Source organism: Bradyrhizobium sp. AZCC 1577 (genome assembly GCF_036924575.1).
Lineage (GTDB): Bacteria > Pseudomonadota > Alphaproteobacteria > Rhizobiales > Xanthobacteraceae > Bradyrhizobium.
The window spans coordinates 7,343,491-7,365,744 of record NZ_JAZHRQ010000001.1; the positions used below are offsets into that span (position 1 = coordinate 7,343,491).

The following is a 22,254-nucleotide window of genomic DNA, read 5'->3' on the forward strand; positions in this document are numbered from 1 at the left end:
ACTGGTGATGAATGCCTCGTCACGCTCGATCAAGGAAATGGATCAGGTCAGCGCGAACCTGTCAAAGCAGGATCCGGGCCATCCCGGTACCGTAACGGTCGTCCTGGCATCACCTGCAATTGAGTGCATCGGCGCGCCAGTTCCCGGCTTTGTCGTCTTGACCGCGCTCGCCTTTGTTACAACCATTGATGATACGGCCACTTTAGCCGAGGAGCTCTCATGTCGTCGACATCCGATCTGCCGCGTCTGAACAGGAGAGCTTTCGTTGCCGTGGCTGCCGGCGCGACACTCGGTTGCGCACCGGCGCTCGCCCAGCATGCGGGCCATGGCACGCCGTCAGGCACAGCGCTGCCCGAAGCAGCGCCCTCCGCCGATCCGTTCGCCCGGCTTCACGGTGGCACGCCGCATCACCTCACCACCGAGCAGATTGCCCAGCGAAAGGTGGATAGTCCCGCGCCGCAGGGCCCGCAGGGGCGCTGGGCACCGAAGGCGGCGTCGCCGCTGCCGCGAAGCGAAATGGCCTGGGCCACCGCCTGGGCGGGGCGCATGCATATTGTCGGCGGCTATGGCGAAGGCCGTGTCGATCGCGCCTATCATCATGTTTACGATCCGAAGGACGATCGATGGTTCAACGCCGCGCCTTTGCCGCGCGGCGCCAACCATGTTGCCGTCGTGGCGGATGCGGGGCGCGTCTACGCGCTCGGCGGCTTCATCGAGCAGAACCGCAATCCCGACCCGAATGCGTTTTTCTACGACGTGGCCGCCGACAAGTGGACGACGATCGCGCCTTTGCCGCGCTCACGTGGCGCTGCCGCGGCAGTCGCACTCGACGGTAAGATACATCTGATCGGTGGCGCCGGCGCGCCCACCAACGAGCGCGCCAGTGTCGGCTGGCATGAGGTCTATGACCCGCAAACCGACAAGTGGGAAATTCGGAAAGCGCTCCCCGCCGCGCGCGACCATGTCGGCGCTGTCGCCTATAACGGCATGATCCACATCATAGGCGGCCGCTTCAACACCTTTGAATACAACACCGACCTTCACCACCTTTACCTGCCTGTATCAGACACCTGGAAGGAGCGCGCGCCGCTGCCCACGGCGCGTTCGGGCCACGGCCTCGTCGTCTACCGCGACCGCTTGTTCGCGATGGGCGGCGAATACGGCGTGCAGGACAGAGGCCAGATCTCGCAAGGCGTCGTATTCGGTCAGATGGAGAGTTACGATCCGAAGACCAATACCTGGCAATCTCATGCGCCGATGCTGACACCGCGGCACGCGGTCGGCGCCACCACGATCGGCGATACCATCTACGTTGCGGGCGGAGGCGCGGTGACGGGCGGCGCAGTCCAGTCGTCCGTGCACGAGGCGTTTACGCTGGCGGCTTGATTGCGATCTCGTCGCCGACCACGCGAAGATCGATCCTGCCGATCAGATCGGAACGAAGCGCCTCGGCCTCGCTGATGGCGGCCATGGTCTGCCGCAAGGTGCTGGCGTTGGAGCCGAGCGACACGATGCCGCCCAGCACCGCGGCAATCGAGCCCAGGGCAGCGACCTGATTGGACCCGAGCAGGCCAAGCATCGTGACGAGCATCAATCCGGCACCGAGCGCGATCACCGACTTCGAGACCAGCGTGATCTTGCGGCACCGCTCGGCGACCTCGGCCAGCTCCTCGAGCCGCGCTTCGATCCGCGAAATCTCGTCAATCGGGTCGTCGTCCTCGTCCATCAATATCAAAATCCGGTTCTGCAGGTTTCGTTTCAGGAATCTCGGCGGGCAGATCTCTTACCGCAAATGACACGCCGATGCCCATCGGCCTCACCTCTCCCGACGATCATCCAGCCGCGGTCGTCCGGTCCACGCCCGATTGAGCCACCGGGTAGCCAGCTCGAGCCGCGGCTTCCCCTGCAGCCGCGCCTGCGCTTCGTGATAGGGGCCGACGTAGCGGAGGCGGGTCGGCAGGTGCGGATACAGGCGGCGTATCCACTTGAGCGCGCGATCGGCGGCCCTCTGATCGCGCTCGTCGAGATCGAAGCCGAAACCTGTGCGCAGCCGCTCGGGCAACATCTGTGCGCTCAGGGCCACGTACCAGCGCGGCGGCCGCAACCACGGACGTGCGCCGGTTAAGATGTGGTGGGCCACGTCACGCGCCGCGGTGCTCACGGACAAAGTATCCGATCGAGCCATCGCGGCGTTGTAGTCGGTGAAGGATGACCAATCCGCCGGCAGGTCCGCAGGTCTCAGCCCGAACAATGCGCCGAACAGCCGGCTTTCGGCCCAATATTGCTCGCGCTGTTCGGGCGAGAGCGGAGGCAAGATAAGGTCGTGCGCGATGGCAGCGGTTTCGACAAGGGTGGCGTGAACCCAGCGCAACGCGGCGATGTCGTTGGCATTGTAGGATGAGCCTTGGTCGAAGCGGCCGGCCGTTTCCGGCAACACGCCGGAGATCATCGCGTGCCGCCGATGCAGACGCCGGGCCGCGGCAGTCGCGCCATCGAGCGAACCGAACACCATTGTGAACATCAGCTCAAAGGTTCGATGAAAGCGGCCGACAGGATCGGCAAAGGTGCGCGAGTGCTCGGCAACGGCAGTCGCGACCCAGGGATGCGCCAGTTGAAGCAGCAAGGCGCGCCCGGCTCCCAGAAAGATCACGGCTTCCCTGTCGATCCGCCACGTCATCGACGCCGGGCCAAAAATGCCCTCAGCCGGCCCGGCGGCACCGGCCCTGACGGCATCGAGAGTAGCGTCTAGATCGCTTTCCGAGACCAATTGACAAACCTTCCAGAGAGATCGACCTGGTTTTCGCGACGCGGATTCTACCGCAACTCAGCGTACGCGGGCAGAGATATCCTGAGCATCGGTAAAGCCAAACCAGGCGAGCGGCAACGCGAGGCCGCAGAGCACCGCCATCGCAACGAACGCCCCTCCGCCATACCTGGCATAGAAAAGCCCCGAAAGCAGCGTCAGTGCGGCCGTCACCACGCCCGCACCAAACGCGTAGATGGCTTGAGCCGTTGCGGCCATTCTGGCGGGGACAAGAGCTGCCATCAACCGCATGCAAGAAAGATGCAGCAGCGCGAACGTCAATCCGTGCAGCGGCTGCACCATCGCGAGCGCCACGACGGAAGTCGTCGTCCCCGCAACCGACCAGCGGATGATTCCGGCTGCTGCCGCCAACGCCGCCGCACCACGCGCGCCGAGCCGGTTGAGCAAGGCCGGTCCGATCAGAAAGAACACGATGACTTCTGCGGCGACGGCCTCCGACCACAAGACGCTTATGACGGAGGTGTCTATTCCGGCATTGCTCCACCGGATCACCGCAAAGGCGTCATGCATGGCGTGGCTGCCATAGATCAGAGCCGAGACGAGGATCAGGATTCGAAATCGCTCGATCCCAAGCAGTCCACGAACCTCGCTCGCAAGCTGCGATGCGCCGGTATGCGGCACCGATGAAGACGAAACCCTGGGTACCAGCGCGGTTGCCCCAGCGGCAGCGACAAGCAGGGCTGCGTTCAGCCCGACCACACGCGTCAGGTCAGTGGACGTGATGAGTTGCCCGATGATCAGCGTGCCGCAGACGAAAGCCGCCGATGCCGAACCGCGGATCCAGCCATATTCGAACGGCCGCCCCGCGATCTGCGGCCTGGCCGCGTTGACCGACAAGGCGTCGGCCATCGACGTCGTAGGCGCCAGTGCCACGGCTTGAACCAGCGCCAGAAGCAGCAACAGCCAAAAGCCGTCGGCCCACAGCAACGCCACGGCCGTTGCTGCTGCCAGGGCGGCGCAGAATGCGAGCACGAGGCGCAACGATTGCAGGAAGTCTGCAAACATCCCGACGAGTGGACCGGCGACAAGACGCGCCAGCAACGCAGCCGCCAGTATCAAGCCGATCTGCTCGAACGTGAGCGCTCTGGTTTCAAAAAACTTCGGCCAGAACGGCGATGCCACGCCGAACGCTGCGTACAACGCGGCATAAAGAGCGATGTAGGCGACCGGCCCGGGAACGCGCATTTTTTGAAAGTTCCATTCGGTAGAATTACGGACGAGAAGAACACTGCTCTGCCGTAGTTCATCCGCGAAATCTCCACATCCAACTTCTATCCGACCGGCCTTCACACAAATGGATGGAAGTTGATGCGATATCTTTTCGCCGCCGTGATTGCTGTGTTCGTGGTCGCGGCGGATTTTGAAAGTTCCGAAATCAGGTCAGCGTGGACGGAACTATCTTTCGTTATTGCCGAAGCGCAATCGGAACCTGCCACGACATCGAATTCTCACACTGGAACTGTGACTGCGTCGGTTGAGCATTCGCAAGAACCGGACGCAACAAACGTCGTCACCGCGCCGTACGAGTCGGCAACGACAGCCGATGCCGCGGCTCATGCGGTCGCCTCGATAAAGGAGGAGGCCGCGCCACCGAACCCGATCTGTGAAGCGGTCAGAAGTGCCGCTGAGGAACACGATATTCCGATCGGCTTTCTCGTGCGCCTGCTCTGGCAGGAAAGCAGGTTTAAAGTGGCGGAGGTCAGTTCGGCAGGCGCGCAGGGCATTGCGCAATTCATGCCGCGAACGGCGGTCGAAATGGGCTTGAAGGACCCATTCGATCCGCTGCAGGCGATTCCTGCGTCGGCAAGATTTCTTCGCAAGCTTTATAATCAGTTCGGAAATCTCGGGCTTGCGGCGGCAGCCTACAATGCGGGCGGCGGCAGGATCGAGAAGTGGCTATCGCGGCGCGGCGCCTTGCCGAAGGAAACGCGCGCTTACGTCAAGATCATCACCGGCAACAAGGCCGAGGCCTGGACGGACGCAAACAACACTGTCCACATGCCGACGGACCTGCCGGATAAGGCGCCATGTGAAGGCGTCGGTGGCCTGTCGAAGGAAGACCAGATCGCCGAAATTCCGGTCGATCTGGCGCCTTCGATCAGCGGAATGGTGCGCAAGGTTGATATTGCCGAAGAGAGCCACGCGGCTCTCAAGAAGCGGCGAGTTGTTGCAAGCCGAACCGCAAGGGCCGTACGTACGGCGTTCCGGAATGCACATGCCCGGGTAACCCGGCTGGCAGCAAAGGCTGCGACACGGGAGCCCGGCAAGCAATCCGCCACCCGTTTTGCGTCGGCCGCCGGCAACGGCAGCCGGACAAAGTCATCGAAAGCATCGCGGGAATTGTAGGCTCGGATCGACCCGCCAGTTGGCACGCAAAAAAGCCCGCATTGCTGCGGGCTTTTTTTCTCGCCGGCTGTCTTACCAGCGACCGGTGCCGAAGCTGAAGGTTACGCCGGGACCGCCGCCATAGTAGCGGGGACTGTAGTACCCGTACCGGCGCGGCGCGTAGTAGCCGTAGCTATCGTAGTACGGGCGATAGTGCCGGTGGTAACCCCAGTGCCGATGACGCCAGTGGCGGCGATGGGCGCTGAAGTCAGTGGAAGACTGCACAGTATCCGTCGCAGGTTTCGCCTTTACCGCATTGTCGGCGGCGTTGGCGGCGGAACCGCCGATCAGCGCAGCAGCACCAACGGCAAATACGATGGCTAGTTTCTTCATCATCGAACTCCAGTGATTGTGTCCACTCTACCGAGTCTAATCACCGCGCCGCGATCACGTTCCGTCTGCGACATTAAGACTGCGACAGATCGTTGAACAAATATTCATGAATATGAACGGTGGTGGTTCCTTCGATGACTGATCGTAGCCGCGTATCACGCGCCGGAATCGCTGGCGTTGGGATAGAACAACTGCTCGCCGTTGATCTTGTAATCGGCGATCGCACTCTGGCCCTCTGATGATATCAGCCAATCGATGAATTGTTGGCCGAGATCCTTCTTGACACTCGGATGTTTCTCCGGATTCACCAGCATTACGCCGTACTGGTTGAACAGGCGCTTGTCGCCTTCGACTGAAATCACGAGGTCGCCGCGATTCTTGAACGACAGCCAGGTGCCGCGATCGGCGAGCACATAGGCGTTCGAGGCCGACGCGGTGTTGAGCGCAGCGCCCATGCCCTGCCCGATCTCCTTGTACCAGGGACCCTTGTCCTTTGCGATGTCGATGCCGGCGATCTTCCAGAGATTGAGCTCCGCCTGATGCGTGCCGGACTTGTCGCCGCGCGAGATGAAATCGGCCCCCTTCGCCTTGATCGCGGAGAGCGCCGCAACGATGTCCTTCGAGCCCTTGATGCCGGCCGGGTCGCTCTTCGGCCCGATCAGGATGAAGTCGTTGTACATCACGGGATGGCGCCTGACGCCAAACCCTTCGGACACGAACTTTTCTTCCGCAGGTTTGGCGTGGACGAACACGACGTCGGCATCGCCGCGGCGGCCGGTATCGAGCGCTTGTCCCGTGCCCTGCGCCACCACTTTTACGTCGATGCCGGTCCTGGCCTTGAACATCGGCAGGATATAGCCGAACAGGCCGGAATCCTGCGTCGAGGTGGTCGAGGCCACCACGATCGATTTATCCTGCGCGACGGCGTGGCTCGCGAAAACCAGGCTGGCGGTCGCCGCAATCAGCAGACGGCGCGTGAGTATGCTCATTTGTTTTCCCTTCTTTGGTTTGCGCATGATCTTTTCGGAACCTGTAACCACTTTTCCGGATCATGCGCTAAATCAACAGTTCGCCGGCGAGGAACGCCCTCGCCTCGGCGGTTTGCGGCGCGTCGAAGAACGATGCGGCTGCACCGGTTTCGACAATTCGGCCGCGGTGAAGCATGACGACCTCGCCGGCGAGCCTGCGCGCTTCGCCGTGATCGTGGGTCGCCATCACGACCTTGATGTTGCGCTCGCTCACAGTGCGGATGATGTCTTCCACCGCCTTGGTGGCGATGGGATCGAGGCTCGCGGTCGGCTCGTCCAGGAACAACACCGCGGGATCGCGCGCCAGCGCCCGCGCCAGCGCCAGCCGCTGCTGCTCGCCGCCGGAGAGCCTTCGCGCCGCGCGGTTGGCGAGCGCGTGCAAGCCGACCAGTTCGAGCAACTCGGCGACGCGTCGCGCATGCTCCGCGCGCGGAATGCCGGCGGCGCGCAGCGCAAAACGGAGATTGGCGGCGGCGCTGCGCCGGAGCATCGCCGGGCGCTGAAACACGATCGCACGCTTCAGCGGGGAGACATGTTCGAGCCCGCCCCAGGTGATGCGGCCGCGCGACGGTGCCAGCAGCCCCATCGCCAGGCGCAAGAGCGTCGATTTGCCCGAGCCGTTGGGGCCGATCAATACCGTGGGCAGGCCCGGCGCCAGCGTGAGCGCGATGTCGTCGAGGATCGTGACCCCGCCGGCCGCTACCGTGACGCCATCAAATTTGATCGGCAGTTCGCTCGAAGGCGCGCGCATGGTCATCCCGCCAGTCGCTCGCCGGCGCGGCGCACGCTCCACGCCAGCGCGTTGACCGCGATCACGATCGAAATCAGCACGAGGCCGAGGCCGACCGCGAGCGGCAGGTCGCCCTTGGAAGTCTCCAGCGCAATCGCCGTCGTCATCGTGCGGGTGAAGCCTTCGATGTTGCCGCCGACGATGATGATGGCGCCGACCTCCGCGGCTGCGCGGCCGAAGCCGGCGAGCAGCGCCGTGACCAGGCTGAAGCGCGAGTCCCAGATCAGCGCCATGACGCGGCCGAGGGGCCCGAGGTTCATCGCGGTGAGTTCGTCGCGGTATTCGAGCCAGAGATCCTCGATGGTCTGGCGCGTCAGCGCAGCGATGATCGGCGTGACCAGCACGGTCTGCGCGACGATCATCGCGCTCGGGGTGAACAACAGGCCGAACGCGCCGAGCGGCCCGGAGCGCGACAGCGCGAGATACACCGCGAGGCCGACAACGACCGGTGGCAGGCCCATCAAGGCGTTGAGCAGGACGATGACGCCCTGGCGGCCGGGAAATCTCGTCAGCGCGATCCAGGCGCCCAAGGGAATGCCGATCAGCGCGGCCAGCGCCACCGCTGATAGGCTGACATAGAGCGACAGCCGCACGATCGCGAACAGCGCGGGATCGCCGCTGAGGACAAGTTGAAGGGCGGACGGACCGTCTGGCATTTGTAATTCCACTAGCGCTGGGCATCTTGCGCAGATAGCGACGATATGGTCAATTTCTGTAATATTTGCACTCGAATGCATATTGGTGCCGATGCCGGAGCTCCTCACGACAGACGAAGCGGCGGATTATCTGCGGCTCTCCGAGCGCAAGCTCTACGAGCTGGTGGCGAACCGCGCGGTGCCCTGCAGCAAGGTGACCGGCCGCTGGCTGTTTCCGCGCACGGCGCTGGATCGCTGGGTGTCCGCCGGCCTGATCTCGCCCACCGCGCTGGCGCAGGTGGCGGCGCCGCCGATCGTCGGCGGCAGCCACGATCCGCTGCTGGAATGGGGCTTACGTGAGAGCAATTCCGGCCTCGCCAGCCTGGCCGAAGGCAGCGAGGAAGGCCTGCGTCGGCTGACGCGTGGCGAGGTGATGGTCGCGGCGATCCATCTGCACCGGCTCGACGGCGATGACGAGAGAGCCAATGTCGAGGCGGTCGCCGACGCGCCGGGCCTGCATGATGCAGTCCTGCTCGGCTTTGCGCGGCGCGAGCAGGGCATTCTGGTCGCGTCCGGCAATCCGCTGGACTTGAGCGACATGGCCTCGATCGCAACATCGCGCGCGCGGATGGCGCAACGCCCGGCTGGCGCCGGTGCGCAATTGCTGCTGCTCGCGCTGCTGGCGCGCGCGGGCATCACGCTCGACGATCTGAAACTGGCAAAACCCGCCTTCCCCACCGGACCCGATATCGCGCAAGCCATCCGCGCCGGCCGCATCGATTGCGGCATCGCGACGCGAAGCGTGGCGAAATCGGCAGGGCTCGATTTCCTCCCCGTCACCTGGGAGCGTTTTGATCTCGTGATGCGGCAGCGCGATTACTTTATGAAGGGGCCGCAGGCGCTGTTCGAGTTCATGCGCGGGCCGAGCTTCCGCGATCGCGCGGGCGAGCTCGGCGGCTATGACGTCAGCGAGGCCGGTGCGGTGCGGCTGGTGAATTGAGGGGCGCGAACGAGTCCCTCGCTGCTTTTGGCCTGGAAGGGCCGTTTTGCCATCTACTCTCGTGCAAGGAAAACCACGGAAGGTTCTACCTCGACGAGGAATTCATCGTTGGCGAGGCTCGCCACCCCAATCCAAGTTGCACACGGTGGATTGTCGCCGAAAGTCGCTTTGAGAGCGCCACTGATTGCGTCGCTTTCATGCATGTGGCTTTGCTTGATGTAGAGGCGTAACGCGCCGACCTGATCGAGTCTCGCGCCGGCCGATGCCAGTGCGACAGCAAGGTTTTCAAGGCTCTTCTGGAGTTGGCGACCGACATCGCCAGCACCGACGATGTTTCGATCTGCATCGCAAGCAACTTGACCAGATACGTGTATAGCGTTGCCGACAGGTGTCGGGATGACTGCTATCTGCGCAAAACCATAGCGCCGGCTGTCAAAGAGTTCGGAAGGAACGTGAACTGATCGGGTCATTGCGGCTCCTGCTTGTGGCTCCTCTCGGGCGACATGCTTTGCTCGAAAACGCCATGCTTACCTTCGCCCCGGCAGCCACGCGACAAACCCCGCCTCCCCAAGCCGCTTCATCACCTCGTCCAGATGCACGCGATCCCGCGTTTCGATGACGACTTCGAGCAGCGTGCCCTTGGCGGGGAGATCGGAGAACGTTCGCTGGTGCGAGACTTCGATGATGTTGGCGCCGGCTTCGGCGAGCAGCGCCGAGACGGCGGCGAGTTGGCCGGGCCGGTCGACGATGTCGATTGCGATCTGGGTCAGCCGCCCCTCTCGCGCGAGTTCGCGGGTCAGCACGGAGGCGATCAGCCGGGTATCGATGTTGCCGCCGGTTAGCACAAGGCCGACGTTGCGGCCGGCAAAGCGCTCCGGCGCGGCCAGCACCGCGGCGAGGCCCGCAGCGCCGGCGCCCTCGACCACGGTCTTTTCGATCGCGATCAGCATCGCCACCGCCCGCTCGATCTGGTCCTCGGTTACGAGCACGATGTCGTCGACGAGATGGCGGATGATCTCGGTGGTGATCCGGCCTGGCACCTTCACCGCAATGCCTTCGGCAAGCGTATCGCCGCGCATCGGCAGACGATCGCCCTTGATGGCATTGTACATCGAGGGATAGAGCTGCGCCTGCACGCCGACGATCTGCAGATCCGGCTTCAGCGATTTGGCCGCAACCGCCATGCCGGAGATCAGCCCGCCGCCGCCGATCGGCACCACCAGCGTATCGAGCTGCGGCGCCGCCCGCAGCATTTCGACCGCGATGGTGCCCTGCCCCGCGATGATCAAGGGATCGTCGTAAGGATGGATCATGATCATGCCGTGCGCCTCGCCATGCGTGCGCGCGAATTCGCCTGCCTCCTCCAGCGTCTTGCCGGAGATGATCGTATTCGCGCCGTGACGCCGCGTATTCTCGATCTTCACCATCGGGGTGCCGACCGGCATCACGATGGCTGCGGGTATGCCAAGCCTATTTGCGTGATAGGCCACGCCCTGCGCGTGGTTGCCGGCCGACATCGCGATCACGCCGCGCCGCCGCTCCTCCGGCGACAGCGCCAGCAGCCGGTTGAGCGCGCCGCGCTCCTTGAAGGTCGAAGTGAACTGCAGGTTCTCGAATTTGAGCCAGAGGTTGCAGCCGCAGATTTCGCTCAGCGTCCGGCTTTGATCGCATTCGGTAACGAGGACCGACCCGGCAATGGACGCGCCCGCGGCCGTGATGTCCTCGGGCATGACCGCAAGGCGACCGGGTTCGGAGGCGACTTTCGTCGGCGGTACATTTTTAGGAGGATTCGGCATTTCGGTGGCCTCGTTGAGAGGCAATCGTATAGGCTTTTTCCGCTCCTTTCGCCTCCCTCGAATCTCGTAAAAATCCCGCCCCATGAACATGGGTGTCGCAAAAAACTGTCACGGGGTTACACTTGCGCGGGCTGCAGGGACAGGCAGCCGGAGTTTTCAGATGAATTCATTGAGCGATGGGCCCAAGGCGGAAGCCATCACGGTCGTGCTGGTCGAGGACGACGCGCCGACGCTTTGGCGGCTACAGGACGCGTTGGCCAAAGCCGGATACCAGGTCAGGGCCGCGGGCACGCTCGCGGAAGCCCGCGCCTGTCTCGCGCAAGGCGCACCAAAGGTGCTGCTGACCGATCTTCAGTTGCCGGATGGCCATGGCGTCGACCTGATCCGAGAGACCCGTCGGCGCTTTCCCGATACCGAGATCATGGTGATCTCGATCCTCGGCGACGAGGAAAGCGTGATTTCGGCGATCACCGTCGGCGCGACAGGCTATCTGCTCAAGGACGCCTTCCCGACCGACATCGCCGCCACCGTGCGCGACCTCGTCGCCGGCCATTCGCCGATCTCGGCCTCGATCGCGCGTTTCATCGTGCGCCGGACCCAGAGCACGCCGGAGCCGCCGCCCGGCCCAGTACTCAACACCACCAAACTGACGCCGCGCGAAATCGACATTCTCTGGGGCATCGCCAAGGGCTTTAGCTATGCCGAGATCGCCAGCCATCTCGGCCTGTCGCGCCAAACCGTGCCCGGGCATATCAAGAGCATCTATCGCAAGCTCGAAGTTCATACCCGGGGCGAGGCGGTGTTCGAAGCGGTCCAGCAGGGCTTGATCAAGTTGTGAACGATCACGGCGACGACGTGCAACCGGAGCTGCCCGGCCGCGCGCGGCGTCGGCTGCGGTCGTCCCGTCTCATCCAGTATCTGCTGCTGCAGGCGGTGATCGCCGTCGTCGGCGTCGCGGTGCTTCTGCAATCGCTGCCCGGACCTCCCGCGCAGTATCAGGTGACGGCCTTTCAGCTCACCGAAGCCGGCGCCGAGCGGGCGGTGACGCTGCCGTACTTCTCATCGTTGCGGAATGCGATGAACGATCCGCCCCGCTTCAGGGGACACTTCGTCCGCTCGGCCGGCGAGGCCTCGCGGGCCTGGTCGGTGTTCCTGCCGCGCTTCACCAACGGCGTCGAGGTCACCGTCAACGATGTCGTGATCCTCGACAGCCGGCGCGATCCTGCCGCCAACCGCCCGGACCGCAACACGCCGGCGATTGCGGTGATCCCCGCTTCCGTGCTGCGCGATGGCGACAACGCCATCTCAATCCGGCTGTTCGTCTGGGGCCCGATCACAGGCTTCCTCGATCGCATCTGGGTCGGCCCGGACGAAGAGTTGCGCCCGACCTACAATCTCAGAACGCTGGTGTTCGTGACGTTGCCGGTGGTGTTCTCATCCTGGCAGGCAATTCTGGCGGTGATCCTCGGCATCATGTGGGTGATGCGTCGCCACGAGCCGGCCTACGGCGTTCTGGCGGCGGCGATGGCCGTGGGTGTCGGCCAGGCGTTCCTGCAAACACCGATGGGCGAGACGCCGTTTTCCAGGTTCAATGTGATCCTGATTTCCTCCGCGCCGATCGAAAGCGCACTGGTGCTGGTCTTTGCGCTGCTGCTCTCGGGCTGGAAGTGGCAGCGCTACGCCTGGGTCATCTTCATTCCGGGCATCGCATTGGCGCTGGCCGGCCTGTTCGGAAATCAGGCGCTGGTGCGCGCCCTCTTCCTGATTCTCGCCGTACCGATGGTCGGCATCTCCCTTCTCATCATGGCCGTCGTTACCGCGCGATCGGCGCTGCAGCGGCAGAACGTCGCGAGCTTCCTGCTCGGATGCGCGGTTACGATCATGCTGACCTGCTGGATCGTCGACCTGCTCTCGGTATTTCAGATGATGCCCAACCGCATCTTCACCGCGCGGCTGTCCTATTCGGCGATGCTGGTCGCGATCGGCGCGGGGCTCACCTGGCGGTTCGCCCGGGCGCTGAACCAGGTCGACGGCTTTGCCGGCCGTCTCGTCACCCAGGTGCGCGAGGCGGAGGAGAAGCTGAAGGCCAGTTTCGCCCGCGAGGAGGAGCGCGCCCGCGCCGCGGCGCTGGCGCGGGAACGCACGCGCCTGATGCGCGACCTGCATGACGGGCTCGGCGGCCAGCTCGTCAGCATCGTGGCGCTCAGCGAACGCGGCAATGGCAGCGCGGGGATCGGTGATGCGGCGCGCGCCGCGCTGAAGGATTTGCGCCTCGTCATCGACTCCATGGACGACATCGGCGGCGATCTGATGCTGGCGCTCGGCTCATGGCGCGAACGCGCCATGGCGCAGCTTCGTCCGCATGACATCGCGCTGGACTGGCGCGCGGTTACGGCGCAGGGCCTGCCGGTTCATCCCGAACTGCGGCCATGGCACGTCATCCAGATCGTGCGACTGCTGGACGAAGCGGTGACCAATGCGGTCAAGCACGCCGAGGCGGGGCGCATTACGGTGAGGATCGAGACGCTGGCGGGCGCCGACGGCCTCGAGCGCGGCTGCATCACCGTCGAGGATGACGGCAGGGGGTTTGAGATCGCGCCTGACGGCGGAGCCGCAGGAGCTGCGAAAACGACGCGCGGCCTGCGCAACATGCGAAGCCGCGCCGCGCGCTGCGGCGCCGAGCTGGAACTGAGCTCCAGCGCCCAAGGGACTCACAAGGGTACGCGCGTGAGGCTGACCTTGCCCCACCGCTTCCCCGACAGCGACGGCGCTGCCGGTTAGCATGCACACTTTTAGCTTACGCCTTTTCTTTACGCGAACCGGTGTCCATCCCGGATCAAGTCCGAGGGCATGCTTCGCTTGAAACGCTTTGCCTCAGCGGCGGCCGACGCGGTTGACCGGACCACCGCGGTTCATCGGCGTACCGGCCCGAACGCCGACGCCCCGAGCTCCGACGCCGACAGCGCCGACGCCCACGACCGGCGTCACGACCGCAGCCGCCGCGACCGGCGTCGGGCGCGCGACGCAGCCCTTCGGCACGCCAACCGTCTTGCAATAAACCACTGCCGCTTGGGCAGAGCCTACGCCGCCGACTGCAAAGGAAGCCACGGCCGAAAACGCCGCGAGCGTCAGACCTGCGCTCAGCCAACCTGTCTTCTTCAACATGTGTCATCTCTCCCGAATTGGGCGTGCAGCTCTTTGCGATGTACCGATCGGTCACCGCAGCCGACGCGAGATGTACATGGTCCATCGAGATGCCCGGCAACATCCCATGAAAATGGTGTGGGCGCGCGCGGGGTGATTTTGCGGCCCGCTGCCGACGCCATGAACATGGCATGGACCGCGGGCGCAACCTCGACGAGTTTTCGCGCGCTTTCAATCTCCCATTCTCGTCAAAAGGTGATCCATGATGAAATCCATTCATGCCGTGGCCGCGACCGCAGCCCTGATCCTGTCGCTCGGCGCAGGCTCGCTGGCTCAGGCCCAATCCGGCCCCACTCCCCAGGAGCAGATGGCCTGCCGTTCGGATGCCGGAAAATTCTGCGCCGAGCATATCGGCAAGCCGCCGCAGATGAATGCCTGCCTGAAAGCGAACAAGACGAAGCTGTCGGATGGCTGCCGCAAGGTGGTAGAATCGCGCGGCGGCTAAGACGTGCGGCGGCTAGCTGAGACGTAATGTTTCATTTCATTGAAGCGGCGCGATCGGTCCAGCGTTCCCCGGATGCTGCGCAGCGCGCCGCTAGCGGCGTGGTGCGCTGCTGATCCGGGGTCATATGTCGCGGCATTGGGTCCCGGCTCTGCGGTGCAGCGCTACGCGCTGCACCGCGTCCGGGACACGACAGCGATTCAAGAAGGATGTGCCGCGACTCTTCCGGATCGATCAATCCTGATCGAACAACCTGATCCGGGGCATTTCGATTCGTGCGGGCTCGCCAGCGAACGCTTCTTCGCGGATGATGATGCGCCGCGGCTCGGTTGCTTCCCGGACCTGCGTCTCGACCGCCTCGAGGTCCTGCTCGCGGGGCTGCTGGAAGCGGCGCTTGTCGGCCCAGCGCTGGCGCCGCTCGACGCGCCGCTGTTCGGCGGCAGCCCGTTTGAGATCGGCATCACGCGCCTTGGCAAACGCCTCCTGGGGCGTAGCAGCCTTCTCCGCAGCGGTCTTTTCGCTGGCCTGTTCGGCGGGCTTCGAGGGTTTCGGCGGTGGCGGTGCAGGTTGAGTGGCCGCTGCGCTATTGGCCGTCTTCTCTTCGGCGGAAGCATTATTAGCAGCCGGCGCTGCCGCCGCCGTTTGCGGCTGTGGTTGCGTTGGCGGCTGTGGCTGCGTCTGTTGGGGCTGCGTTTGCGGCTGCTCCTGGGCGGGCGCGGTATTGGCCGCGGCCGCCGTCGCCGCGACATGGGGCACCGGCTCCGATGGCTCCGTCGAGACGGATATCGGCTCCGCTGACATCCGGCGTTCCAGTTTCGAGATCACATGTGTCGGCGGACTGACGATGTTGGCAGCCAGATATCCACCGCCAACACCGGCGGCGACCGCGACAATCACGGTTCCTGCCCCCGCAAAAAAGGCGGTTGATGTGCGCATCGGCAAACTCCCTCATCCACGCGGGCAACGCGTGGGGTAGGGTGATGTTCCGGTGCGGCGTTATGTGTAGGAGTTCTGTGTAAGGGTCGGAACCAGCGGCGCAGATCGCCGCTCAGATCATCGCGGCGACTTTTTCCAGCCCGATGATGCGGGCAAGCGAGCGCACTTCGCTCTTCTGGTCCTCACGCAACTGGAACAGCAGCGGCATCGCCGCCGATTTCAATTGCTGGACTTCCGCGGACTCTGGATCGATCGGCACGCCCGTCGCATTCGGGTTGGCCTGGCGGCCCGCATGAATCTTGCGGGCGACGGCACGCAGCGCAGTCTCCACCGGCGGCCAGTAGTACTCCTGCGACGCCGTCAGTTTCAGGCGGTCCTTGATGCCGGCGATCTGGCCATCGCTCAACAGTGTGTAGCTCTTCTGCGGCTGGGGCTTTGCTGCGGCCTTGGGCTTGACGGGCGCAGGCGCCGGCACCGGTGCCGTGCTCGGCTCAGCGGTGAACGTCGTGGGCGGGGCGGCGGGCGCCGCGATTTCCTTCGGCATGGCCATATCGACAGGCGAAGTCGAGGCATAGGCCCGGCGCAGCGATTCGTTCAGCGCGGGATCCCTGGGCTGGGGCTCAACCGCGGCGGTGGCGTAGCTCAGGACCGCCAGGCGATCCTTTTTGCCTTCCTTGTTCGAGACCGGCGCCTGGACGGAGGAAGCCGACGCCAGTTCGAACCGGGCGGCAGGTAGGCTGTCGCGGCCGACAATGGCGGTGACGGCGGCGCCGGCCACGAGAAAACAGATCAGCGCGACAATCGTCATAGTCTTGGTCAAAAAGGTCTCCATTCCCGCCGACGTTTGGCCCTTTTGCCGAAAACTGGATGATAATTGAGGCTATACGATGCCAATCGCCGCGCTGACGCGGTCGAAAAGATGGGGAAAAAGTCCCAAAAAAGCCCCGGAATCAGGCCGCTGCGGCCAGTTCATAGGCCTCCTGGATATCGGCAACGATATCGGAAGCTTCCCACAGGGCGTCGGGGGCGACCTGTTGCAGGGTGACGGTCCAGTTGCTCTTGCGGTTGCGCGGCATGCTGACGACGTCGAATTCGATACCGCGGCACAGCGGATGCCGATCGAGCGCAAACATCACCCGGCGCCGGATCTCCTCGAGCGTTGCCGGGGTTTTGGCGAAATACCGATCGAAATCCATTCCATACCCCTTTCGATTTGCCGTCCGACCGTGGCGGCGGACCATCGTCTGGGGCTATTGTTGGGGCCGATATGGTTAACGGCGCGTTAAGCCTTCGGAATGGCAACCGCCGGGAGCCGAGTAAACGGCGGAGCGGAACAGCCCGGCATGGCTGAAGCGATATCCCAGATGACGTCGGTCGCTACCGGGCCATCGGTTCGCGCCGCGCTGGTGGCGGCGATCGCGATTTCAGCCTTCACGCTGTCGATCGCGACGTTCGAACTGTCGATGGCGGACTGGCCCTCCGGCTTCGTCCTGCTGGCCGTCGTGCCGCTGGTCGCGCTGGTGTTCTTCGGCTGCCTCGTGTGGTCGGCTTCGCTGCTCCCCAGGATCCGAACCGGTGGCGCGAAGTTCGCCCTTCCCTTCCTGATCTCCGCGCTCACGCTTGCCATTCTCGCCTACGCCCCGCTGCACCAGGTCGCCCTCCAGCAGAATTTCCGCTGGCACCGGGCCGACCGCGAACGGATCGTGGCGCGGGTCGAAGCCGGCGAGTTGAACCCCAACGTCTCCTACAACAAGAACCTAGTGGCGCTCGGCGACCGCGAGCCAAATGTTTCCGTCGGCAACGACATCGTCGTCGACGAGACGGAAGAAGGCACCTATGTGCTGTTTTTGACCTCACGCGGCCTGAAGCACCATTTCACCGGCTTCCTGCACGTGCCGCCGGGCGGCGATCCCAAAAACTTCTTCGAATTCGCCGACAAGCCGCCGAGCCGGCTCGAGCGCTACGACGAGAATTGGTATTTCGTGGCGAATTAGGTCGCATTCGCCCGGAGTGACCCGCCGGCGATGGTGCCAAGCGCGATGCCGCCGATGATCAGCACCATCGCAAGAAACAGCGACGGCTCCAGCGGCTCGTTTAGCATCACGGTCGCGCTGACGATGCCGAGCAGCGGCGTCGCCAGCAGACACAGCGATGTGGTGACCGCCGGCAGGCTGCGGTTCACCATGGTCATCGCCCAGTTGGCGAATGCCGTGCAGACAATTCCGCTATGGAGCATCAACGCGGAAAGACGCCATGTCCACGCGATGTGCGGCGGGCCTTCCACGAGCCACGCGATGAGCGACAGCAGCGCCGCCGCCAGCAGCACCTGCCAGAACACGAGTTGAAAGGGTGTCGAGATCCATTTGTGGGCCCTGACATAGACGATGTTGCCGGCCCAGCAGAACGCGGCAATCAGAATCAGGCCGCTGCCGAACAGCGCGTTGCGGTCAGCCCAGTTCAGCGTCTGCGGATTGAAGATGACCGCGAGGCCGGCCAGGCCGCAGCCGATACCGATCGCGCGCCGGCGCGTGATATGCTCCGACAGAAACATGGCTGCTCCGATCGCGACCCATAGCGGCGTCGTATAGCCAAGCACGATCGCCCTGCCGGCCGGCACGAATTGCAGCCCGGCCGCCACCAGCGCGGAAAACGCCACCAGGTGCAGGATCGAGGTGCAGAACACGACCGGCAGGTCGCCGCGCTTCGGCACGATGAACGTCCCCTGCGCCCACAACATCGGCGCCAGCGTCGCGGCGGCGATCATGCAGCGCAGCGCCGTCGCCCATAGCGGGGACACGTCGTGCACGATCATCTTCGTCACCGGCCAGTTGGTCCCCCACGCGAACACGACACCGGCAAGCAGCGCCGCCGCGCTGCGGGTTGAAAGTCCACTGGCCATCTCGAACACGCCCCGTCACGAGCCGCTCGGCATTGCCTAGCCCTTTAACTGGCTCTAACGAAAGAACCAGTTTTTACGATTTACTGGAGCCAGTTGTGGACGACCTGATTCCCGGAATGCTGCATCTGGCGCGCGACAGCGGCGCGACCTTGACGCGCCAGCTCACCGACCAGTTGCGGCACCTCATCACGGAAGGACGCCTCGCGCCCCGCCAGCGCCTGCCCTCGAGCCGGCAACTGGCGGAATCGCTCGCCCTCTCACGCAACACCGTCTCGTTTGCGATCGAGCAATTGGCCGCGGAAGGCTATCTCTCGCTCTCCGCCGGACGCCGTCCGGTGGTCGCCGAAGGCCTATCGCTCGATCGTCGCAAAATGTCGCCGCGAAGCAGCCGGGCCGGAAGCGAGCGGATAGGCCTGTCGTCCTGGGCGCGCGGCCTGCAGCGGGCGGACTGGCCGCCTGTTCATGAGGGACGGCCGCGGCCGTTTCAGCCCGGGCTGGCGGACGAGCGCGAGTTTCCGCACGATGTGTGGAGCCGCTACCTGCGGCGCGCGGCGCGAAACGCACCGCTACGCCGTGACCGGCCCATCAACCATCGACCGCTACAGGAAGCGCTGCTCGGGCATCTCGTGGTTCATCGCGGAATCAAAGCCAAGGCCGACCAGATATTAATCGTGCCGACGGCGCAATCCGGCCTGACGCTGGTCGCAGATGCGCTGCTCGAGCGCGGCGATCACGCCTGGATCGAAAGCCCGGGCTATGGCGGCGCCAACGTCGCATTGCATGCCACCGGCGCCATCGTTTCCGCCATACCGCTCGACGCGCAAGGCATGGCCGTCTCATCCCGCAAGGAGGCGCCGCGGCTGATCTTCGTCACGCCGTCGCATCAATATCCGACCGGGCGGCTGATGCCGATCGGCCGCCGTCTCGAACTGCTGCGTTTCGCCGAAACCACGGGCGCCTGCATCATCGAGGACGACTACGACGGCGAATTTCACTACGAGGCCCGCCCGGTGGCCGCCCTGCAGGGGCTCGCAACGTCGCCGCGCGTGTTCTATCTCGGCACCTTTTCGAAAGCGACGTATGCGGACATTCGCTTCGGTTACCTCGTCGTCCCGGAAGCCCTGATTGATCAATTCGAACTGGCGCAGCGCCACATGGGAATGCTGACGTCGATCACCATGCAGGACGCGCTGGCCGAGTTCATCGCATCCGGCGCCTATCTCGGCCACATCAGAAGGATGACGCGCCTCTACAAGGGCCGGCGCGACCGCATGCTGCAGGCGCTTGCCACTGAAGCCGGCGACCGTCTCGCGATCGAAGCTCCGGCCGGCGGCATGCAACTGCTGGCAAGGTGCAGCGGACCGGCAAACGACCGGCGATTGTCGGCGCGCCTGCTCGACGCCGGCGTCGCCAGCCGGCCGTTATCGAGCATGCTGTATCACAAGACCAATGAGCAGGGCCTGTTTCTCGGCTTTGCGGCATGGAATGAAAAAGAGATCGATCAGGCGGCGCGCATCCTTGGTCGAATCCTGCGTTGAGGCACGCGGATAGCGTTGCGTGACGAACTAGCCCGCCGCCCGCCTGGGCTTCGCATTCGCGGCGGCACCGGCGGGCGCCGGAACCTGCATCAGAATGGTTTGGCTGGCGGGCGCGATTTCCACGCCGCACTCCTGGAATCGCCGCTTCATGCGGCGGTTGAATTCCCGCTGCACCGGCCAGCGGCCGGCATCGCTGCAGCGGATCTGGCCGACGATCGAAGCCATCGAGCCGTCTACCTTGTCGACCCCCCACAGTTCGAGATCGCCGCGGATCAGGTGCTGGAATTCGGGCTCGCGCCGCATTTCGGCGACGATGTCCTTCAGGATCTGGCCGGCGCGGTCGGTGTCTTCCTTGTAGGCCACGTTGACGCTCACGGCGGCGTTGCCGGCGCCGCGGCTTGAATTGGTGATCGTCGTCACCGCACTGAACGGCACGATGTGCACGGAGCCGTCGCCGGCGCGCAGGCGAAGGGTGCGGATCGAGACATTCTCCACGACCCCTGACAGGCCAGACAGCGTGACGGTGTCGCCGACTTGCACCGTGTTCTCGATCAGGAGAAACAGCCCGGTAATGAGGTCCTGCACCAGTTTCTGCGAGCCGAAGCCGATGGCGATACCGACGATACCGGCGCCGGCGAGCAGCGGCGCGACATTGACGCCGATCTCGCTGAGCGCCGTGAGGCCAACGACGACGACGATAAGGCACAACAGTGCCGTTCGCAGCATCGGCTGAAACGTGCGCAGCCGCGCCGCGCGGGCGTAGTGACCGTCGCGCGACAGTGCGGTAACCTTGCGGTCCAGCAACGCATTGCTGATTTCCCAGATCGCCGCAGCAGCCAGTGCTGCAATGCCGACGGTAACCACCGCCGACACGAGCCGGCTGCCGATCTGGCCGCCGTAGAACCAGACGATGGCGTCGATGCCCCAGACTTCCAGCAGCGCGACAAGGCCGATGAAGGCGATCGCGGCCGAGATGACGTTGCGCAACAGCGGCAGATAGCGGTTGGCGCGGTTCTCCAAGCCCGGAAAGCGGCGCAGGAGTTCTGGGCTGATGCGGAAGCCACGATCGATCAAGCTCAGCACCAGCATGGTGGAAAGACGCACGATCAGCGCAACCGCGACGGTGCCGACGAAATATTGCAGGAGCAGCGCGTAGCCGTTGCGGATGTTGAGCGCCCACACTGCCCATAAGGCGAGGTCGAGCGCGATCGCAAGATAGTGCCACAGGCCGGCGACGCGGTTGCGCACCCTGGCGGCTGTGCCGTCGCGGCCGGCCGGCGCGCGAATAGCATCCGCAACCTGGCGGCGGCACTGCAGGATAATGACGACGATGAAGAGATGGACGACCAGCATCACCAGGCGCAGCAACGCCATGTAGCCACCGCGATGCAAGCCCAGCAGCAACGCCACATTGGCGAAGGCAATGCCCGAGACACCGACGGTGACGATGCGCCGCGCCCATATCTCGATATAGGCTGCGGTCTCGGCGCGAACGCGAAACAGGCCGAAAGGTCCGGCCAGAGCCCGTACCACGCAGATCAGCCCGCGAGTCAGCGCATAGGCGTTCACGACCGCGAGGATCACGAGCCGGGCGGTTGCGAGATCGCCGATCCCGGTTCCCAGCAACGTCGTGGCGGTACCAATAAAGACAAGCACCGGGAGCAATTCGAGCGCGAGCCGTCCCAGCACGAAGGGCAACCTGACCAACGACTGCCAGGTGCGCGCCAGACTGAGGCGGCGCCGATGCAGCTCGGGCGCGGCCGTGACGTCAGCCACGGAGGATGGCGGATCGGCCACCGCCAAAGTCGCCACCGGCGCGCGCGCCGCTTGCGGCAGGCGCGCCTCCAACAGCGCCACCGGGCGCTTGATCAGGCGGAAAACCAGCCACTCGGCAGCGAGGGCGCAAAGAAACACCAGCGCCAGTTTCCACGCGATGTCGAACAACTGGTGATAGGCGGACGGATCGTTGGCGGTCCGCACGAACCAGTAATAGAACGCCCGAAAGTCCGTCAGCATCCGCGCCACATCGGCGACCTCGCGCGAGATCTCGCCGACCCGCTCGGATACCGTCAGCAGGAGCTGTGCGCCGAGGCTGTCGGCGGTGAGCGGCATCGCGGATTGCTGTTCGGGCGCGGGAGCCGCGCCTTGCGGTGGCGGCGAGGCACTGGCGATCGCACGTAGCGTCTCGATGACTTGCGCGCGCTTCTTGTCATCGGAAAGCGTCTCGAGCGCCCGCTTCGCCTGATCGGGCGTCAGGACGTCAGCTTTATCGGTAGGGGCGGCAGGCGCAGCACCGGGCTGCGCGAAAACCGGGAAGTTAAACAGCGCGCAGATGAGCAGGATCGCGGGGAAGAGCTTGTGCGACACGAAGGCCTCGCTGAATAAAATGCGCCCGGCGGCGAAACCTGGAATCGGTCTCGCCTTCGCGCGTGCGTCATGTCGGA

The 22,254-nt window shown here is 64.5% G+C and carries 24 protein-coding genes; 9 read left to right on the forward strand and 15 right to left on the reverse strand.

Features of this window, described 5'->3' with window-relative positions; genetic code table 11:
• Positions 1 to 37 precede the first annotated feature (37 nt).
• Both V1278_RS34790 and V1278_RS34795 read left to right on the forward strand, forming a co-directional pair.
• Positions 38 to 250: a hypothetical protein gene (locus tag V1278_RS34790; RefSeq protein ID WP_334366474.1), complete on the forward strand. Its 213-nt coding sequence runs from the start codon at positions 38 to 40 to the stop codon at positions 248 to 250.
• Positions 220 to 1,386 carry a Kelch repeat-containing protein gene (locus V1278_RS34795; protein ID WP_334383807.1) on the forward strand — a complete coding sequence of 389 codons (1,167 nt, stop codon included), beginning with the start codon at positions 220 to 222 and terminating at the stop codon, positions 1,384 to 1,386. Before V1278_RS34790 ends, V1278_RS34795 begins: the two co-directional genes overlap by 31 nt.
• Here V1278_RS34795 and V1278_RS34800 read toward each other — a convergent pair.
• The 3 genes from V1278_RS34800 to V1278_RS34810 all read right to left on the reverse strand — a co-directional run bounded on the left by V1278_RS34800 (position 1,370) and on the right by V1278_RS34810 (position 4,009).
• Positions 1,370 to 1,726 carry a hypothetical protein gene (locus V1278_RS34800; RefSeq protein WP_334366472.1) on the reverse strand — a complete coding sequence of 119 codons (357 nt, stop codon included), beginning with the start codon at positions 1,724 to 1,726 and terminating at the stop codon, positions 1,370 to 1,372. The two genes, V1278_RS34795 and V1278_RS34800, sit on opposite strands and share 17 nt — an antisense overlap.
• A 90-nt stretch (positions 1,727 to 1,816) precedes the next feature.
• Positions 1,817 to 2,767, reverse strand: a complete 951-nt coding sequence (locus tag V1278_RS34805) for an oxygenase MpaB family protein (protein ID WP_334383808.1) — start codon at positions 2,765 to 2,767, stop codon at positions 1,817 to 1,819.
• Between the two features lie 57 nt (positions 2,768 to 2,824).
• On the reverse strand, positions 2,825 to 4,009 hold the full coding sequence (locus V1278_RS34810; RefSeq protein WP_334383809.1) for an MFS transporter: 1,185 nt from the start codon (positions 4,007 to 4,009) through the stop codon (positions 2,825 to 2,827).
• 123 nt (positions 4,010 to 4,132) lie between these two features.
• Between V1278_RS34810 and V1278_RS34815 the strand changes: the two genes are divergently transcribed.
• Positions 4,133 to 5,170 (forward strand): lytic transglycosylase domain-containing protein, encoded by a 1,038-nt coding sequence (locus V1278_RS34815; RefSeq protein WP_334383810.1) that lies wholly within the window; start codon positions 4,133 to 4,135, stop codon positions 5,168 to 5,170.
• Positions 5,171 to 5,242: 72 nt separating this feature from the next.
• On the opposite strand, the gene V1278_RS34820 is transcribed toward V1278_RS34815, so the two are convergent.
• The 4 genes from V1278_RS34820 to V1278_RS34835 all read right to left on the reverse strand — a co-directional run bounded on the left by V1278_RS34820 (position 5,243) and on the right by V1278_RS34835 (position 8,016).
• Complete coding sequence (locus tag V1278_RS34820) at positions 5,243 to 5,542, reverse strand: hypothetical protein (RefSeq protein WP_334383811.1); 300 nt, start codon at positions 5,540 to 5,542, stop codon at positions 5,243 to 5,245.
• Positions 5,543 to 5,697: 155 nt separating this feature from the next.
• Positions 5,698 to 6,531: a substrate-binding domain-containing protein gene (locus V1278_RS34825; RefSeq protein ID WP_334383812.1), complete on the reverse strand. Its 834-nt coding sequence runs from the start codon at positions 6,529 to 6,531 to the stop codon at positions 5,698 to 5,700.
• Between the two features lie 67 nt (positions 6,532 to 6,598).
• Positions 6,599 to 7,321: an energy-coupling factor ABC transporter ATP-binding protein gene (locus V1278_RS34830; protein ID WP_334383813.1), complete on the reverse strand. Its 723-nt coding sequence runs from the start codon at positions 7,319 to 7,321 to the stop codon at positions 6,599 to 6,601.
• Between the two features lie 2 nt (positions 7,322 to 7,323).
• Complete coding sequence (locus V1278_RS34835; RefSeq protein WP_334383814.1) at positions 7,324 to 8,016, reverse strand: ABC transporter permease; 693 nt, start codon at positions 8,014 to 8,016, stop codon at positions 7,324 to 7,326.
• Between the two features lie 91 nt (positions 8,017 to 8,107).
• Between V1278_RS34835 and V1278_RS34840 the strand changes: the two genes are divergently transcribed.
• On the forward strand, positions 8,108 to 8,995 hold the full coding sequence (locus V1278_RS34840) for a helix-turn-helix transcriptional regulator (RefSeq protein ID WP_334383815.1): 888 nt from the start codon (positions 8,108 to 8,110) through the stop codon (positions 8,993 to 8,995).
• 53 nt (positions 8,996 to 9,048) lie between these two features.
• Here the strand turns inward: V1278_RS34840 and V1278_RS34845 are convergent, their stop codons facing one another.
• Entirely contained in the window at positions 9,049 to 9,465 is a 417-nt protein-coding gene (locus tag V1278_RS34845) for a RidA family protein (RefSeq protein WP_334383816.1), read from the reverse strand.
• A gap of 57 nt (positions 9,466 to 9,522) precedes the next feature.
• On the reverse strand, positions 9,523 to 10,725 hold the full coding sequence (locus V1278_RS34850; RefSeq protein ID WP_334369136.1) for a threonine ammonia-lyase: 1,203 nt from the start codon (positions 10,723 to 10,725) through the stop codon (positions 9,523 to 9,525).
• A 226-nt stretch (positions 10,726 to 10,951) separates the two neighbouring features.
• Between V1278_RS34850 and V1278_RS34855 the strand changes: the two genes are divergently transcribed.
• Both V1278_RS34855 and V1278_RS34860 read left to right on the forward strand, forming a co-directional pair.
• Positions 10,952 to 11,629 carry a response regulator gene (locus V1278_RS34855; RefSeq protein WP_213285676.1) on the forward strand — a complete coding sequence of 226 codons (678 nt, stop codon included), beginning with the start codon at positions 10,952 to 10,954 and terminating at the stop codon, positions 11,627 to 11,629.
• On the forward strand, positions 11,626 to 13,572 hold the full coding sequence (locus V1278_RS34860; RefSeq protein WP_334383817.1) for a sensor histidine kinase: 1,947 nt from the start codon (positions 11,626 to 11,628) through the stop codon (positions 13,570 to 13,572). The genes V1278_RS34855 and V1278_RS34860 overlap by 4 nt, the downstream gene beginning before the upstream one ends.
• A gap of 93 nt (positions 13,573 to 13,665) precedes the next feature.
• Here the strand turns inward: V1278_RS34860 and V1278_RS34865 are convergent, their stop codons facing one another.
• The gene (locus V1278_RS34865) at positions 13,666 to 13,956 is read right to left on the reverse strand and encodes a hypothetical protein (RefSeq protein WP_334366462.1); all 291 of its coding nucleotides are present in this window, start codon (positions 13,954 to 13,956) and stop codon (positions 13,666 to 13,668) included.
• Positions 13,957 to 14,200: 244 nt separating this feature from the next.
• On the opposite strand from V1278_RS34865, the gene V1278_RS34870 reads away from it, so the two are divergent.
• Entirely contained in the window at positions 14,201 to 14,440 is a 240-nt protein-coding gene (locus V1278_RS34870) for a cysteine rich repeat-containing protein (protein ID WP_334383818.1), read from the forward strand.
• Between the two features lie 231 nt (positions 14,441 to 14,671).
• Here V1278_RS34870 and V1278_RS34875 read toward each other — a convergent pair whose 3' ends face one another.
• The 3 genes from V1278_RS34875 to V1278_RS34885 all read right to left on the reverse strand — a co-directional run bounded on the left by V1278_RS34875 (position 14,672) and on the right by V1278_RS34885 (position 16,569).
• Complete coding sequence (locus V1278_RS34875; protein WP_334383819.1) at positions 14,672 to 15,373, reverse strand: hypothetical protein; 702 nt, start codon at positions 15,371 to 15,373, stop codon at positions 14,672 to 14,674.
• Between the two features lie 112 nt (positions 15,374 to 15,485).
• The gene (locus V1278_RS34880; protein ID WP_334383820.1) at positions 15,486 to 16,193 is read right to left on the reverse strand and encodes a hypothetical protein; all 708 of its coding nucleotides are present in this window, start codon (positions 16,191 to 16,193) and stop codon (positions 15,486 to 15,488) included.
• A 130-nt stretch (positions 16,194 to 16,323) separates the two neighbouring features.
• Positions 16,324 to 16,569, reverse strand: a complete 246-nt coding sequence (locus V1278_RS34885) for a hypothetical protein (RefSeq protein WP_334366458.1) — start codon at positions 16,567 to 16,569, stop codon at positions 16,324 to 16,326.
• A gap of 147 nt (positions 16,570 to 16,716) precedes the next feature.
• On the opposite strand from V1278_RS34885, the gene V1278_RS34890 reads away from it, so the two are divergent.
• Entirely contained in the window at positions 16,717 to 17,367 is a 651-nt protein-coding gene (locus V1278_RS34890; protein ID WP_334383821.1) for a hypothetical protein, read from the forward strand.
• On the opposite strand, the gene V1278_RS34895 is transcribed toward V1278_RS34890, so the two are convergent.
• Complete coding sequence (locus tag V1278_RS34895) at positions 17,364 to 18,272, reverse strand: DMT family transporter (RefSeq protein WP_334383822.1); 909 nt, start codon at positions 18,270 to 18,272, stop codon at positions 17,364 to 17,366. The two genes, V1278_RS34890 and V1278_RS34895, sit on opposite strands and share 4 nt — an antisense overlap.
• A gap of 95 nt (positions 18,273 to 18,367) precedes the next feature.
• Here V1278_RS34895 and pdxR point away from each other — a divergent pair, with 95 nt between their 5' ends.
• Complete coding sequence (pdxR, locus tag V1278_RS34900) at positions 18,368 to 19,810, forward strand: MocR-like pyridoxine biosynthesis transcription factor PdxR (protein ID WP_334383823.1); 1,443 nt, start codon at positions 18,368 to 18,370, stop codon at positions 19,808 to 19,810.
• Positions 19,811 to 19,837: 27 nt separating this feature from the next.
• On the opposite strand, the gene V1278_RS34905 is transcribed toward pdxR, so the two are convergent.
• Positions 19,838 to 22,177, reverse strand: a complete 2,340-nt coding sequence (locus tag V1278_RS34905) for a mechanosensitive ion channel domain-containing protein (protein ID WP_334383824.1) — start codon at positions 22,175 to 22,177, stop codon at positions 19,838 to 19,840.
• Positions 22,178 to 22,254: the final 77 nt, after the last annotated feature.